This is a genomic window from Candidatus Pelagibacter communis (genome assembly GCF_001179845.1).
Taxonomy (GTDB): domain Bacteria; phylum Pseudomonadota; class Alphaproteobacteria; order Pelagibacterales; family Pelagibacteraceae; genus Pelagibacter; species Pelagibacter ubique_Q.
The window spans coordinates 60,519-75,906 of the sequence record NZ_CVSB01000020.1; the positions used below are offsets into that span (position 1 = coordinate 60,519).

Consider the following 15,388-nt stretch of genomic DNA (forward strand, 5'->3'; position numbering starts at 1 on the left):
TATTAAGATTTAAAATTTCCTTTTAATTGAGTGATTACCTCAACAAGTAATTTTTCTTTATCTTCCTCAAGTTTTCCTGAACTTAAAATTGACTCGATAATTTCATGCTTATCTGATTTACATTTTTCAATAATCTTACTCTCAAATTCAGCAACGTCTTTTAAATCAATATCATCTAGATAACCTTTTACTCCACAAAATACTGAAATAACTTGTTCTGCAACAGTCATGGGTGAATATTGTTTTTGTTTTAAAAGTTCAGTTAGTTTAGAGCCTCTATTCAAAAGTTGCTGAGTAGATGCATCTAAATCAGATCCAAATTGAGCAAAAGCTGCCATTTCTCTGTATTGTGCTAGCTCTAATTTCATTGAACCAGAAACTTTTTTCATCGCTTTTGTTTGAGCTGATGAACCAACCCTAGACACTGATAAACCTACGTTAATTGCAGGTCTTATACCTTGGTTAAATAGTTCTGTTTCAAGGAAAATTTGTCCGTCTGTAATTGAAATAACGTTAGTTGGAATGAACGCGGATACGTCTCCACCTTGTGTTTCAATAATTGGCAGTGCAGTAAGTGATCCACCACCATGTTCATCACTTAATTTAGCTGCTCTTTCAAGTAATCTACTATGAAGATAAAATACATCTCCAGGATAAGCCTCACGTCCTGGGGGTCTTCTTAATAGCAATGACATTTGCCTATAAGCAACTGCTTGTTTGGACAAATCATCATAAATTATTAACGCATGCATTCCATTATCTCTAAAATACTCACCCATAGCACAACCTGTGTATGGTGCTAAGAATTGTAAAGGAGCAGAGTCAGATGCAGTAGCAGCAACGATTGTTGTGTACTCCATAGCTCCAGCTTCTTCTAATGTTTTTTGAATTTGTCTTACTGTTGATCTTTTTTGTCCAACCGCAACGTATATACAATACAGTTTTTGTTTTTCATCACCAGATTCATTGATTTTTTTTTGATTAATAATTGCATCTACTGCAACTGCTGTTTTACCAGTTTGTCTATCACCGATAATTAATTCCCTTTGCCCTCTTCCAATCGGAACTAGACTATCAATTGATTTAAGACCAGTTTGCATTGGTTCACTTACTGATTGTCGTGGAATAATACCAGGAGCTTTTACTTCAACCCTACTTTTTTTAATTCCTTTATCTAATGGTCCTTTTCCATCGATAGGATTTCCTAAACCATCCACTACTCTTCCTAATAATTCTTTTCCAACTGGAGTATCAACAATATTACCAGTTCTTTTTACTACATCCCCTTCTTTAACATTTCTGTCATCACCAAAAATTACGACACCAACGTTTTCACTTTCTAAGTTTAGAGCCATACCTTTTGAACCATCTGCAAACTCTACCATTTCACCAGCTTGAACATTATCCAAACCATAAATCCTAGCAATACCGTCTCCAACTGATAAAACTTGACCAACTTCTGTGACTTCTGCTTTATCACCAAAATTTTTAATTTGTTCTTTTAATATTTTTGTAACTTCTGAAGGATTTATTTCCATTTATGCCTCTATCATTCTATTTTCGATTTGTTGTAATTTATTTTTAATTGAGGTATCGACCATAGTACTTCCTACTTGTACTACCAAACCTCCTATTAAACTTTCATCATGTTTGTAGTTTAATTTTATTTTTGAGCTAAAATTTTTTGTCAACTCCTCTGTAATTTTTGCAATTTCTTCATTAGATAATTGTTTTGCTGATTTTAATTCTGCCTTAAGTTCACCTCTTTTTCTTGAACAAATTTCAATAAAGCTTTTAAGGATACGCTCAATAAAAAAGAAACGTCTTTTTTGAATTAAGAAACTTAAAAAATTTTTAAATAAAGATTCAAATTTATTATTTTCAGAGATTATATTGATTACTTTTAGTAAATTTTCTTGGCTTGTAGTTGGATCTTTAATCAAATTAGAAAAATCTTCACTTTGATCAATTAAATTAAGAATAGATGAAGACTGATCTTCGATCTGACTTAAAAGATTGTTTTCCTCTGAAAGTTCAAAAAGCGCAAGAGAATACCTTTCAGCTGAAGTTATTGAAAATCCGGTGTCTTTACTCAACTTGGTTCCTCTGTAATGTTGAAGATTATTTAAAAATCACGCCCTAAATAGCATATGACCCTTATGTCTTCAAGTAGCGGATTCGCAAAAAAGGCCTCTTTTTTGCGGTTAATTAAAGTTAATTGGGTCAACATCAACTGAAAGTTTTATTCCAGAAGAAAATTTATATTTTGGAATAATTTCTGCAAGAGAGCTTTGTAGTTTCATAGATTTTAAGCCTCTAATTAAAAATCTAATTCTAAATTTTCTCTTTAATCTAAATAATGGAGCATTCACTGGCCCTAATATTTTTCCTTCAATTTTATTTTCAATAAAATTTTTAAAATTAATAGCTTCTTTTTCTAATTTAATTTGATTATCCCCTGTTAAGATTAAAGAAATAAACCTTTGAAATGGAGGTAGTTTATTTTTTTTTCTTATCTGCAGTTCTCTTTCTAAAAAAATATCTGGATTTTTACTTGTAATTTCTGAAATCATCTTGGTATTATTTTCATAGGTTTGAAAATATACGGTTGCTGGTTCTCCAGTCCTTCCTGCACGTCCTGAAAGTTGATGATAAAGCTGCAAATTTTTTTCTGCACCTCTTAAATCATGTCCTTGAGATGAAAGATCAATATCAACAACTACAATACAATTTAAGCTTGGAAAATGAAAACCTTTTGAAATTAATTGGGTTCCAACTAAAATATGCGTTTCATTATTAATAATTTTATCTATTTTTTCTTTAGAATCTTTTTTATTCATTGTATCACTTGAAAAAATCTCTATTGTTTTTCCAGGAAATTTTCTTTTTACCTCTTCTGAAATTCTCTCAACACCGGGACCACTAAAAATGAATTCACAATTACCTTCTTTTGTACAATTCCTTTTAAGATCAGATTTGTATCCACAATAATGACATAATAAATTATTTTTATTTTTATGATAAACTAAATTGATACTACAATTTGGACATGTAAAACTTGTAAAACACTTATTGCATAAAGCATTTGGAGAAAAACCTCTTCTATTTAAAAAAAACAAAACTTGATCTTTTTTTTCCAAGTGTAAATTAACTTTTTCAATAATTTTATTTGATAGCCATGATTGTTTTTCAAGTTTTGTATTATTTAAATTAATAATTTCATAATTAGGTAATGCTGCGTTTTGATATCTTTCATTTAATCTAGAAACCTCGTATTTACCTTTTTTAATATTTTCAAAAGTTTCTATAGAAGGAACAGCAGTAATCAAATTGATTGGAATATTTTCAAAAGATGCTCTAGAAATTGCCATATCACGAGCATTGTAAGTTATGCCTTCATCTTGTTTAAATGATTGATCATGTTCCTCATCAACAATTATCATTCCTAATTTTTTAAACGGTAAAAATAGCGAAGATCTTGCACCAATGATTATTTTTATTTTACCATTAGAAATTCCGCTCCAAATTAATTCTTTCTTTTTTTTTGAAATTGCTGAATGCCAAACTGCAGGTTTAAAACCAAAATATTCTAAAAATTTTTTTTCAAATTGGCTGGTTAGACCTATTTCTGGTAATAAAATTAATCCTTGAAAACCCTTCTCTATCAGTGGTTTTAACGCTTCAAAATAAACTAAAGTTTTTCCTGATCCAGTTGTGCCTTGTAAAACATGAACTCTAAATTTTTTATTTGAAACATTCATTTTTTTTAGAGATTTATTTTGATCACTAGATAGCTTGATTAAATTTTGTTTAATTTTGCTATCAAATATTTGATAAAGTTGAGTTTCTTTTTTCTCTACCGCATTACTACTTAAGAGTACTAACTTTAATGCCATGCCCTTTGGGATAAGATTATATTCTGCAAACCAATTTAAAAAATTTATTGTATTTTTTTTTAACGGAGTAACGTCTAATTTCTTGATTACATTTTTAGTCTTAAAATTTTTATTATTATTTTTTTCAAATTCGTCCCAAACAACACCAGTAATTTTTGTTTTTCCAAAAGGTACAATTACATAATCACCAACTTTAAGATTTAAACTACTTTCATAAGTAAATGGATGATTAAAAATATTTGGTAAAAGAATCGGATATTTCATATTATAAAAACATTCAACTTATAGTAGTAAATAAAAATTTTTTACTTATTTAAATCATCTAACATATTACTTTATGTTATATGTGCTTTGTAACTAAAGATTAATGATTAAATCACACTTTTTTAAAATATTATCTGAATGAGTAGCCATGATTATTAAAGACTCATTTTTTAATAAATTTAATAGTTTTAAAAGTTCTTCTTGAGATTTTATGTCCAAATTATTTGTCACCTCATCTAAAATTAATATTTTAGGTCTTAAATACAAGGCTCTGGCTATATTTAATTTTTGCAACTGCCCGCCTGAAAGCTTTAATCCATTTTCTCCAATTAACATATTTAGCTTATCTGTCTTACTCATAAAAAATTCTAATAAACCTACTTTTTCTAAACAATCTGCAACTTTAGCTTGACTTATATTTCGATCATCATCTCCAAATGCAACAGTTTTTAATACACTTTCATTTGAGAAAATAAGTTTTTGATCTGCAAATCCAACATTTTTTTTCCAATTATAAAAAAGAATTTCATCATCATAAATTGATTTTTGATTTATAGTAACCTGACCATTATCAGGTTCAATCAGTCCAGCTATAATTTTTAGTAAAGTACTTTTTCCAGAACCATTGTCACCCTTAATACCAACTAATGATTTATTTTGTAGAATCTGATTAAAATCTTCAATTACAAATTCTTTATTATTTTCATATTTAAAATATACAGATCTTAATATTAATTCATTAAATTGAATGCTTGTTGATTGAATAATGCTTTCATCTTTTTGATCTTTCAGAATATTCATAATATTTGAAACAGCTTTAACTCCATACTGGATAGTAGAATAAGACCCTAAAATATTGGAAAAACTAGGTACAAACCTTAGAGTAATAACGGAGATTAATAATATATCAGAAATTTTTGTGCTAGATATATTTTCTGATTTTATTAGTGGTGTTATTGTAAAAACTAATATCAACAACACACAACATTCTAGCCACAAACGAGAAGAATATTGTATTGTCATCTGATCTCTTGAAACTTGATAGATAACTTTAATCATATTGGAAAATTTATTTAGAAAAAATTTTATCTTATCAGCAAGTACAATTAATTTATGTTGTGCCAATGAATTAAAAAGTAAATTCATTATTCTTATTGAAAAAAGCTGTCTCTTTTCACCTAAACTTATATTTTTTTGTTTCATAAAAAAATAATATATGTACGAGCTAATTGATAAAAATATGATTGTAATTAATGCAGCATAAAAATTATGTAATCCAATTAATACAAACATCATCATTATAATTAATAATTCAGTAATGAATGCAACAAAACTAATTATAACACTCTTGGTAAATTCACTCTCAGAAATTACATTTTGAGCTAAATCCCCCGATGAAAAATTATTAAAGAATAAGTTATTTTTCTTTAATAAAGCTTGATAAGTAGATTGTGAAATATTTTTAAATATTTTTCCACATAAATCTAGTTTTAGCCACTGAATTAAAGCAAGACTAGCATTTTTGATAATATAAATAAAAATGATTAAATAAAATAAACTTAATTGATTTTCAAAATCATACTCAAATTTTCCTACAAAATTAGCCAGCCAGCCATAAGATGTGTCCTTAGTTAATATAATGGTTAAAGCACCAATTATTGCGATTATACTTAAGATTTCTAATAAAGTTTCTAAAATCGAAAGTATTAATATTTGTATTACTTTAAACCTAAAATTTTTAAATAAATATTTAACAAAATCTTTGTAATTAATTTTTGTCATAATATTTTTATTCTTCTAAAAAAGCATCGACAAACTTATTGTGTAGTATTAATTTTTTTTCATCATATATAAAATCTAACCAACCAAATTGACCGTTAGGATTGACTTCAAGAAAATAAAAAAATTCTTTATCTTGTATAAAATCAAGTCTTCCATAATTTAAGTCAAATTCTCTCATTAATTCACATACTTTTTTTTTTAATTGTTCTAAATTTTTATTAATAAATGGTAACCACTTGGACTGATTCTCTGTATTGATTTCAGTCCTCCAATCTATGTTCTCACTTCCTCTTTCATACTCACAAGAATAAAAATAAACATCACCTTTAATATAAACGCATGTAACGTCCTTTCCTCCTAATGCTGCTTTCTGTATAAACCAAGGATAAGGTCGAATTAATTCATCTTGATTTACTTTTGTTGTATATAAAATTTTATCTCCAACTTCAGAGTTATTTAAAGGCTTGGTAATCGCTTCTTTAAAACTTACTTTTTTTTTTAATAAAGAAAGCTCGTAAGGCAAGATTTTAAAATATTTTTTTGCAATATTTAATTGTTTCAATTTTGGCAGTCTATGTTCATCGATAGGATCTATAAAATGTTTTTTTTTGTCTCTAGAGTAAGCCATGATACTATGGATTATGGCTCTCATTTCTGATTTTGCGTAATTACTATCTGCCTCTTTATTTTCATTACTTCTTAAAGACTCAAAATTCATCATGTCAATAAAAGGTTTTCGCCACAGAATTTTTAGATCTTTTTTTGAAGATATCGAATTACCTACAGGATCAGTTATAGAAAAATGATCTTGATCAAAATATATCTCATATTTATCCCAAAGATCCACATTCCACCTAAGAAATTTTATATCTTTTTTCTTAAATATTTCTTGAATAGTATTGGAAGTTCCATCAAATGAATTTGTTAGGATTAGAACTTCCATGGCAAATTCAAAAGATGGAACTAGATTCTATTTAATCCCAATTATCACCCCTAGAGTCGTTAGGGTATCCACTGTAGCCATATGTTTGGATCGAACCATACGTATACCATCCAGCTTGAATAGGTGTTTTTCCTTCACCTTCTCTTACTTGTTCAGGAAAATTATATTCCGAAGGAGGTAATGGTTGCGCTGACGCTTTTTTTGATATTGTGCTTGGCGTTATCATAACATTCCTTATATTTAATTTTACTCAGAATAATCAAATTAACTTTCTGTGTAAAGTAATTATTTAAGAGTGTATTGCTCTTTTATCTACTGATAAAGCGGCTTCTTTAATTGCTTCTGAAAAAGTAGGATGGGCATGACAAGTTCGGGCTATGTCTTCTGCACTTGCACCAAATTCCATTGCAACACCGATCTCTGCAATTAATTCTCCTGCATGAGGTCCAATTATATGTGCACCTAATACTTTATCAGTTTGCTTATCAGCTAAAATTTTAACAAAACCTTCTGCATCATCAATAGCCTTGGCTCTTGAATTAGCCATAAACGAAAATTTCCCTACTTTATATTTTTTATTTAATTCTTTTAATTGTTCCTCAGTTTTACCGATTGATGCTACTTCTGGTGTTGTATAAACTACTCCTGGGATTGTATCATAATTTACATGCCCAGATTGACCAACTATATTTTCTGCAACTGCTATACCTTCGTCCTCCGCTTTATGTGCAAGCATTGGACCAACAATTACATCGCCTATTGCATAAATATTTTCAACGTTTGTCTTAAAACTTTTATCAGTTTTAATTCTATTTCTCTCATCAAGATCTACTCCTACAGACTCTAAATTTAAACCATCTGTATTAGGTTTTCTGCCAACAGAAATTAAAACAACATCACACTCAAAATTATTTTTATTACCATCTTTATCTACTGTTGAAACCACTGCACCTGCTGAATTTTTTTTAATTGTTTCAACTTTATTTTGCATATTAAATTTCATTCCCTGTTTTTTTAAAATTTTCATAAATTCTGAAGAGATTTCTTTATCCATTCCAGGTGTAATATGATCTAAAAATTCAACAACATGTACCTCTGCTCCAAGTCTTGACCATACAGATCCCATCTCCAATCCTATATAGCCTCCTCCTACTACAACCATTTTCTTAGGTACCTTTTCTAACTTTAAAGCGCCTGTTGATGAGACAATAATTTTCTCATCTATTTCTATTCCTGGTAATGAAACTGGAACTGATCCTGTTGCAATAACTATTTTTTCTGTTTGGATGATGGTTTCTTTATTTTTATCATCCTTTATTAAAATTTCATTTTTAGATTTAAAACTTCCGTGTCCTTTAAAGTAAGTAACTTTGTTTTTTTTCAAAAGAAACTCAACACCTTTTGTAAGAACGGTTACAGCTTTATCTTTGCTTTTCATCATTTTGTCTAAATTTAATTTTACTTCACCAACTTCAATACCTTTGTTTGCTAAACTTTTTACTTTATGAAATTCTTCAGAAAGATTAAGTAAGCTTTTTGATGGGATGCAGCCAACATTTAAACAAGTACCTCCCAAAGACCCTCTGGACTCTATACATGCAGTTTTTAATCCTAATTGAGCAAGTCTGATTGCGCACACATAACCACCCGGTCCACCTCCAATAACTATAGCTTCAAATTTTTCTGGCATTTAAATATCTAAAAACAACCTTCTAGGGTCTTCTAAGTTTTCTTTAATCATTTTAAGGAAAGATACAGATTCTTTTCCATCAATAATTCTGTGATCATATGATAATGCTAAATACATAATTGGTCTTATTTTAATTTCACCATCTATAACAACAGGTCTTTCAACTATATTATGCATGCCCAACACTCCAGATTGAGGCAAATTTAGTATTGGAGTTGAAAGCATAGACCCATACACACCTCCATTACTTATCGTAAATGTTCCTCCCTGAAGATCTTCAATCGTTAGCTTTCCATCTCGCGCTTTTTCTGAAATTTCTTTAATGTTTTTTTCAATATCAGCAAAGGATAATTCATCTGCATTTCTCAAAACTGGAACAACCAAACCCTTATCTGTTCCGACAGCAAAGCTAATATTGTAATAGTTTTTATAGATAATCTCTTCTTCATCTATTTCAGCATTCACCGCAGGGAAATTTTTTAAGGCAACTACACATGCTTTTACAAAGAAAGACATAAATCCTAATTTTATCCCGTAACGAGATTGGAAATCCTCTTGATTTTCCTTCCTCATTTCCATTACACTACTCATGTCAACTTCGTTAAATGTTGTTAAAAGAGCAGCATTCTCTTGAGCTTGCTTTAATCTTTTAGCAATAGTTTGCCTCAACCTAGTCATTTTAATTCGTTCTTCTTCACCATATTGAATTTTTCTTTCAGATGGTTTTGGATTTGCTCCCATCAAACTTAATAAATCTCCTTTTAAAACTCTTCCATCTTTGCCTGAGCCTTGAATTGAATTAATATCAATATTATTTTCAGCAACTATTTTTCTCACTGCTGGAGACAAGGTAGGATTCATATCTCTTTTTGGAGCAACTTCTGTTTTAACTTCCTCTGTTAAGACTAGAGGTTTTTCTCTAGATTTTTTGATTTCTTTTTCTTCAAATATTTTTGGTTCTTTTTTACTAGCATCTAATTTTATTACATTGCTCTCTTTAGGAGTAATTTGTTCTTTCTTTATTTCTTCTTTCTTTATTGGTGTAGATTTAACCGCCCCACTATCTGCTGATACAGAACCTAATAATGCTCCCACTTCAACAACCGATCCATCTTGTGAATTAATTTCAATTAATACACCGGAAATTGGTGATGGCACTTCTAAATTTACTTTGTCTGTCTCAAGTTCTACAATTGGCTCATCTGCTCTAACATCATCACCTTTTTTTTTTAACCATTTAGCAACGGTAGCTTCTGTTATACTTTCGCCAAGGACTGGTACTACTATTTTTTCACTCATAATAATTAATCAAAAACCTCGTTAATTATTTCTTGTTGTTGAGAATTATGCCTTTTGGCGTATCCTGTTGCAGGAGTTGCATCTGGGCTTCTTCCTATATAAGAAATTTTGTTATTATTAGCCTTTAAAGTGTCTAATGTCCATTGGATATAATCTCTTACTGAAAACCAGGCACCCATATTTTTTGGTTCTTCTTGACACCAAAAAAATTTAGCATTTTTAACATATGGTTTTAATTCCTTAACTAAAGCTTTTGCTGGAAATGGATATAATTGTTCTATTCTATACATCACAACATCATCTCTTTTTAGCTTTTCTCTAGCATCTAATAAGTCAAAATATACTTTTCCAGAACAAAGAATTACTTTCTTAATTTTAGAACTTTCTTTTAGTTCAATAAATCCTTTAGACTTAGGGTCAATAGCATGGTCCCATAGAACTCTATGAAAGGTATTGTTTTTGTTAAAATCCTGTAAATTTGATAAACAGTATTTATTTCTTAAAAGTGATTTTGGTGTCATTATAATTAGAGGCTTCCTAAAACTTCTATGCATTTGTCTTCTTAAAGCATGAAAGTAATTTGCTGGGGTTGTGCAATTCATTACCTGCATATTGTCGTTTGAACATAATTGTAAAAATCTCTCTAATCTTGCTGAAGAATGTTCTGGTCCTTGTCCCTCATATCCATGAGGTAACAACATTACTATACCAGATGCTCTGTTCCATTTTCTTTCCCCAGATGCAATAAATTGATCAATTACTACTTGAGCTCCATTTGCAAAATCACCAAATTGAGCCTCCCAAAGAGTAAGAGTGTTTGGTTCCACAAGACTGTAACCGTATTCAAAACCTAAAACCGCAAGTTCAGATAAAAAACTATCTACTACTTCAAAATGCTTTTGATTATCAGAAATATTATTAAGAGGAACATACCTGGAGTTATCTAGTTGATTTCTTAAAACAGAATGTCGTTGACTAAATGTCCCTCTACCAGAATCTTGTCCTACAAGTCTGACAGGATATCCTTCTTCAAGCAATGATCCAAAAGCAAGCGCTTCAGCTGAAGACCAATCAATTCCAGTACCCTTTTCAATGCTTTCTTTTCTGGCATTAAATATTTTAGAGATAGTTTTATGAATATTTTTTTCTTCAGGGATAACATTGATTTTATCTGAAATTAATTTTAATTTGTTTTCCTCATAGCCTGTTATACCTCTTTTATCTTTACCTCTTTCAGGTTTATATCTTGACCAGGTTCCTTCAAACCATTCTATTTTAGGATTATAATCTTTTGCACTCTTATATTGTTCATCAAGTAAATCCTTAAATGATTTAACGTTTTGATTTAATAATTCTTGCGTTATAGAGTTTTCATTTACAAGTTTATTTCCATAAATCTTATAAACGCTAGGGTGTGATCTAATTTTTTTATACATTAAGGGTTGGGTAAATGAAGGCTCATCTCCCTCATTATGTCCAAACCTTCTGTAACAAATTAGATCTACAACTACGTCTCTGTTAAATTTTAATCGAAATTCTGTTGCTATTCTAGTCGCATAAACAACTGCTTCTGGATCATCTCCATTAACATGAAGGATCGGTGCTTCTACCATTTTTGCAACATCTGATGGATAAGGTGAGGACCTAGCAAATCTTGGGCTTGTAGTAAATCCTATCTGATTATTTACAATAATATGAATTGTTCCACCGGTATTGTGGCCTGGTAATCCAGACATCGCAAAACATTCAGCTACTACTCCTTGACCAGCAAAAGCTGCATCTCCATGAATGAGTATTGGTATGACTTTATTTCTCTCTTTATCTTTATGAAAAAATTGTTTAGCTCTTGTCTGTCCTAAAACTACAGGGTTAACAGCCTCTAAATGTGAGGGGTTATCTGTTAAACTTACATGAACTGAGTTTCCATCAAACTCTCTATCTGATGATGCTCCAAGATGATATTTGACATCTCCAGCGCTATCTTCGCTGTGAGAACTAAACTCACCAGCAAACTCGTTAAAAATTCTTTTATAAGATTTTTGTAAAACATTTGCCAATACATTAAGTCTGCCTCTATGAGACATACCTATCTTAACTTCTTTTATATTATTTTGCCCACCAATTTTTATTATTTGTTCAAGGGCTGGTATTAAACTTTCTCCACCATCTAAACCAAACCTTTTTGTTCCCACATACTTGGTAGCTAAAAATTTTTCAAATCCTTCTGCTTGTACTAATTTATTTAAAATTGCTTCTTTACCATTTTTTGTAAATTGAAGTGCATTTTTATCTTGCTCTATCCTGTCTCTAAACCACTTTCTTTCAACTGGGTTTGAAATATGCATGAACTCATAACCTATTTTTCCACAATAGGTCTTCTTCATAAACTTAAGTATTTCTCTTATATTTGCATATTTACGATTAATTACCCCGTTTAGAAAAATTTTCTTGCCGTAATTTTCTTTTTTAAAACCATAAAAATCCGGATGAAGCTCATCTAAATACTCTGACTCTCTCATTTCTAGAGGATCAAGATCTGCTAATAAATGTCCTCTTAGTCTATATGCTCTAATTAATGCTACAGCACTTATAGAATCTTTGTTTGAGTCAGCAAGTAATTGAAAGTTAAATTTTTCTGAAGTGTCTAATTTGATATTATCAAAATCATTTTTATCTTGTTCTTCTATTTTTTTTTGTAATTCATCAATATCAATTTTTTTTTTAGTTTGTCCCCATGATGGACCATTAATTTCTTTTGCTATTACATTTAATTCTTCGCCAATTCCTTCAAAATAATTTGCCCAACTTTCTGGAAGATCTGCATCTTTGTTAATGAATTTTAAATACATTTCTTCAATGAATGCACTATTAGACTTATTTAAAAATGAAGTTTTTTCGAAATCAAGATTTTTTGATGAAGACATCTTTTTTATTTAATATATCCCTCTAATATTTTTTTTCAATTAGACAGTTTATTAAATAAAGTTTTTCCAATGATTGATGGTGATTTGGCAACAGTAATGCCGCATTCTTCCATTTTTTTAATTTTATCTTCAGCTCCACCTTTCCCACCTGAAATTATAGCACCAGCATGTCCCATTCTTCTGCCTGGAGGAGCAGTAATTCCTGCAATAAATCCAACTATTGGCTTTTTGATCTTGTGATTTTTTACAAATTCAGCAGCTTCCTCTTCCGCAGTTCCTCCAATTTCACCTATCATTAAAATAGATTCTGTTTCATCATCATTTAAAAATAAATCTAAGCAGTCTATAAAATTTGTTCCGTTAATAGGATCTCCACCAATTCCTATACAAGTTGATTGACCGAGTCCATTTTCAGTTGTTTGAGCTACTGCCTCATATGTCAATGTGCCTGACCTTGATACAATTCCAACACTTCCTCTTTTATGAATATTACCTGGCATGATTCCTATTTTACATTCATCTGGTGTAATTATTCCTGGACAATTAGGTCCTATCAATCTGCTATTAGAGCCACTTAATTTTTGTCTTACCTTAAGCATATCTTGGATTGGAATTCCCTCTGTTATACAAACAATAAGTTCAACTGATGCATCAATAGCTTCAATTATTGCTGCTCCAGCAAATTTTGCAGGTACATAAATCATAGTTGCATCAGCACCTACTTCATTTTTTGCTTCTAAAACACTGTTAAAAACTGGTCTGTCTAAATGTTTTTGTCCACCTTTCTTTGGCGTAACTCCACCAACAAGATTAGTGCCGTATTTTATAGTCTGTTCTGAATGAAAAGTTCCGTGCGCGCCTGTAAATCCCTGACAAATAACTTTTGTATTCTTATTTACTAAAACTGACATATTATTTTATTGCCTCAACAATTTTCTTAGCTGCATCATCTAAATTTTCTGCTGAAATTAATTCTAATCCAGAATTATCAAGAATTTCTTTTCCCTCTTTAAAATTTGTACCTGCTAACCGCACAACTAGAGGAACACTAATATTTATTTCCTTAGCTGCATCAACTACTCCTTGAGCAAGGACATCACATCTCATTATTCCTCCAAAAATATTAATTAAAATACCTTTAACATTTTTATCTGAAAGAATTATCTTTAATGCAGCAGATACTTTTTCTTTGGATGCTCCACCGCCTACATCTAAAAAATTTGCTGGCTCTTTACCATACAATTTAATTATATCCATTGTTGCCATCGCTAATCCCGCTCCATTCACCATACAGCCAATACTTCCATCTAGCTTGATATATGCAAGATCATGCTTGCTAGCTTCTATCTCGGTAGGATCTTCCTCGTTTAAATCTCTTAATTCAATAATTTCTGGATGCCTGAATAAAGCGTTAGAGTCAAAATTAACTTTCGCATCTAAACAAACAATTTTTTTCTCTTTTGTCAAAATTAATGGATTTACTTCAACCATGTTAGCATCAGTACTCACAAACATTTTATATATTGATTTAATTAATTTTATTGCTTGTTTTTTTGCGTCTTCATTTAAATTAAAAATATTAATTATTTTCCCACAATCTGTCTCTGAAATTTCATCACCTATATCAACTTTTGTGGTTATAATTTTTTCAGGTGAACTGTTTGCAACTTCTTCAATGTCCATCCCTCCTTGGTCGCTCGATATAAATGCGATTTTAGAACTTGCTCTATCAACCAGACAAGATAAGTAAAATTCTTTATCTATATTTGATGATTCTTCTACGTATAATCTTTTTACTTCTCTACCTTCGGGACCAGTTTGATGAGTAACTAGTGTTTTTCCTAGTAATTCTTTAGCTGCTACTGTTAGTTCCTCAATAGTGTTTAAAATTTTTACACCACCAGCTTTTCCTCTGCCGCCCGCGTGAATTTGTGCTTTAAGAACATATTTCTCAGTTTTTAGTGCTTTTGCTTTTTCAATAAGCTCATCAACATCAAGCGCAAATACACCCTCGGGAACTAGGGCTCCATATTTTTTTAATATTTGTTTAGCTTGATGCTCGTGAATATTCATTATTATTTAGATAAATCAGGATCTATTTTAGATGCATCTTCCCATAGAGCTTTTACAGCATCTATTGAGTGCATAAATTCTTTTTTTTCTTTTTCATCTAAATCAATCTCCTCAATTTTTTCTACACCATCTTTTCCAATGATAACGGGAACTCCAGCGTAAACATTTTGTACACCGTATTCTCCATTTAATTGTACTGCACAAGGTAATAATTTTTTCTGATCATTCAAATAAGCTTCTGCCATTTGAACACCTGATGCTGCTGGTGCATAAAAGGCTGATCCTTTTTCTAAAAATTTAACAATCTCAGCACCACCATCTCTTGTTCTTTGATTAATTTCCTCAACTCTTTCTGAAGAAATCTTTCCATCCTTTACAAAATCTAACAATGGTTTACCTGAAATTTTTGTAAATCTTGGCATAGGAACCATAGTGTCACCATGACCACCCATAACCATTGCCTCAATTTCTCTTACTGGCACATTTAGTTCTAATGATAAAAATAATTTAAATCTAG

At 30.4% G+C, this 15,388-nt stretch carries 11 protein-coding genes and 1 pseudogene; all 12 read right to left on the minus strand.

Translation table 11 applies throughout. From position 1 onward, the window contains the following. Positions 1 to 2: 2 nt before the first annotated feature. A complete protein-coding gene (gene atpA / locus AMN81_RS01220; protein ID WP_072090322.1) occupies positions 3 to 1,538 on the minus strand; it encodes a F0F1 ATP synthase subunit alpha in 1,536 nt (511 codons plus the stop codon). Continuing rightward, a complete protein-coding gene (gene atpH, locus AMN81_RS01225) occupies positions 1,539 to 2,096 on the minus strand; it encodes an ATP synthase F1 subunit delta (RefSeq protein ID WP_072090323.1) in 558 nt (185 codons plus the stop codon). It abuts the gene before it with no gap. Between the two features lie 108 nt (positions 2,097 to 2,204). Further along, the gene (priA, locus tag AMN81_RS01230; protein ID WP_072090324.1) at positions 2,205 to 4,160 is read right to left on the minus strand and encodes a replication restart helicase PriA; all 1,956 of its coding nucleotides are present in this window, start codon (positions 4,158 to 4,160) and stop codon (positions 2,205 to 2,207) included. 93 nt (positions 4,161 to 4,253) lie between these two features. Continuing rightward, entirely contained in the window at positions 4,254 to 5,942 is a 1,689-nt protein-coding gene (locus AMN81_RS01235; protein WP_072090325.1) for an ATP-binding cassette domain-containing protein, read from the minus strand. 7 nt (positions 5,943 to 5,949) lie between these two features. Continuing rightward, entirely contained in the window at positions 5,950 to 6,885 is a 936-nt protein-coding gene (locus AMN81_RS01240; protein ID WP_072090326.1) for an ATP-grasp domain-containing protein, read from the minus strand. A 31-nt stretch (positions 6,886 to 6,916) separates the two neighbouring features. Further along, a complete protein-coding gene (locus AMN81_RS01245) occupies positions 6,917 to 7,111 on the minus strand; it encodes a hypothetical protein (protein WP_072090327.1) in 195 nt (64 codons plus the stop codon). Between the two features lie 63 nt (positions 7,112 to 7,174). Beyond that, a complete protein-coding gene (lpdA, locus tag AMN81_RS01250; protein ID WP_072090328.1) occupies positions 7,175 to 8,575 on the minus strand; it encodes a dihydrolipoyl dehydrogenase in 1,401 nt (466 codons plus the stop codon). Continuing rightward, on the minus strand, positions 8,576 to 9,874 hold the full coding sequence (gene odhB / locus AMN81_RS01255) for a 2-oxoglutarate dehydrogenase complex dihydrolipoyllysine-residue succinyltransferase (RefSeq protein WP_072090329.1): 1,299 nt from the start codon (positions 9,872 to 9,874) through the stop codon (positions 8,576 to 8,578). It lies immediately after the preceding gene. A 5-nt stretch (positions 9,875 to 9,879) separates the two neighbouring features. Next, a complete protein-coding gene (locus AMN81_RS01260) occupies positions 9,880 to 12,798 on the minus strand; it encodes a 2-oxoglutarate dehydrogenase E1 component (protein ID WP_072090330.1) in 2,919 nt (972 codons plus the stop codon). A gap of 35 nt (positions 12,799 to 12,833) precedes the next feature. Then, on the minus strand, positions 12,834 to 13,709 hold the full coding sequence (gene sucD, locus AMN81_RS01265; protein WP_072090331.1) for a succinate--CoA ligase subunit alpha: 876 nt from the start codon (positions 13,707 to 13,709) through the stop codon (positions 12,834 to 12,836). Position 13,710: 1 nt separating this feature from the next. Next, positions 13,711 to 14,871 (minus strand): ADP-forming succinate--CoA ligase subunit beta, encoded by a 1,161-nt coding sequence (gene sucC, locus AMN81_RS01270; protein ID WP_072090332.1) that lies wholly within the window; start codon positions 14,869 to 14,871, stop codon positions 13,711 to 13,713. A gap of 2 nt (positions 14,872 to 14,873) precedes the next feature. Next, positions 14,874 to 15,388: pseudogene (locus AMN81_RS01275) on the minus strand (malate dehydrogenase); the annotation flags it as partial.

Excerpts from the sequence above, each read along its gene's own strand:
- atpA (WP_072090322.1), bottom strand. The coding sequence starts at position 1,538 with ATGGAAATAAATCCTTCAGAAGTTACAAAAATATTAAAAGAACAAATT.
- priA (WP_072090324.1), bottom strand. The coding sequence starts at position 4,160 with ATGAAATATCCGATTCTTTTACCAAATATTTTTAATCATCCATTTACT.
- AMN81_RS01235 (WP_072090325.1), bottom strand. The coding sequence starts at position 5,942 with ATGACAAAAATTAATTACAAAGATTTTGTTAAATATTTATTTAAAAAT.
- AMN81_RS01240 (WP_072090326.1), bottom strand. The coding sequence starts at position 6,885 with ATGGAAGTTCTAATCCTAACAAATTCATTTGATGGAACTTCCAATACT.
- AMN81_RS01245 (WP_072090327.1), bottom strand. The coding sequence starts at position 7,111 with ATGATAACGCCAAGCACAATATCAAAAAAAGCGTCAGCGCAACCATTA.
- lpdA (WP_072090328.1), bottom strand. The coding sequence starts at position 8,575 with ATGCCAGAAAAATTTGAAGCTATAGTTATTGGAGGTGGACCGGGTGGT.
- odhB (WP_072090329.1), bottom strand. The coding sequence starts at position 9,874 with ATGAGTGAAAAAATAGTAGTACCAGTCCTTGGCGAAAGTATAACAGAA.
- AMN81_RS01260 (WP_072090330.1), bottom strand. The coding sequence starts at position 12,798 with ATGTCTTCATCAAAAAATCTTGATTTCGAAAAAACTTCATTTTTAAAT.
- sucD (WP_072090331.1), bottom strand. The coding sequence starts at position 13,709 with ATGTCAGTTTTAGTAAATAAGAATACAAAAGTTATTTGTCAGGGATTT.
- sucC (WP_072090332.1), bottom strand. The coding sequence starts at position 14,871 with ATGAATATTCACGAGCATCAAGCTAAACAAATATTAAAAAAATATGGA.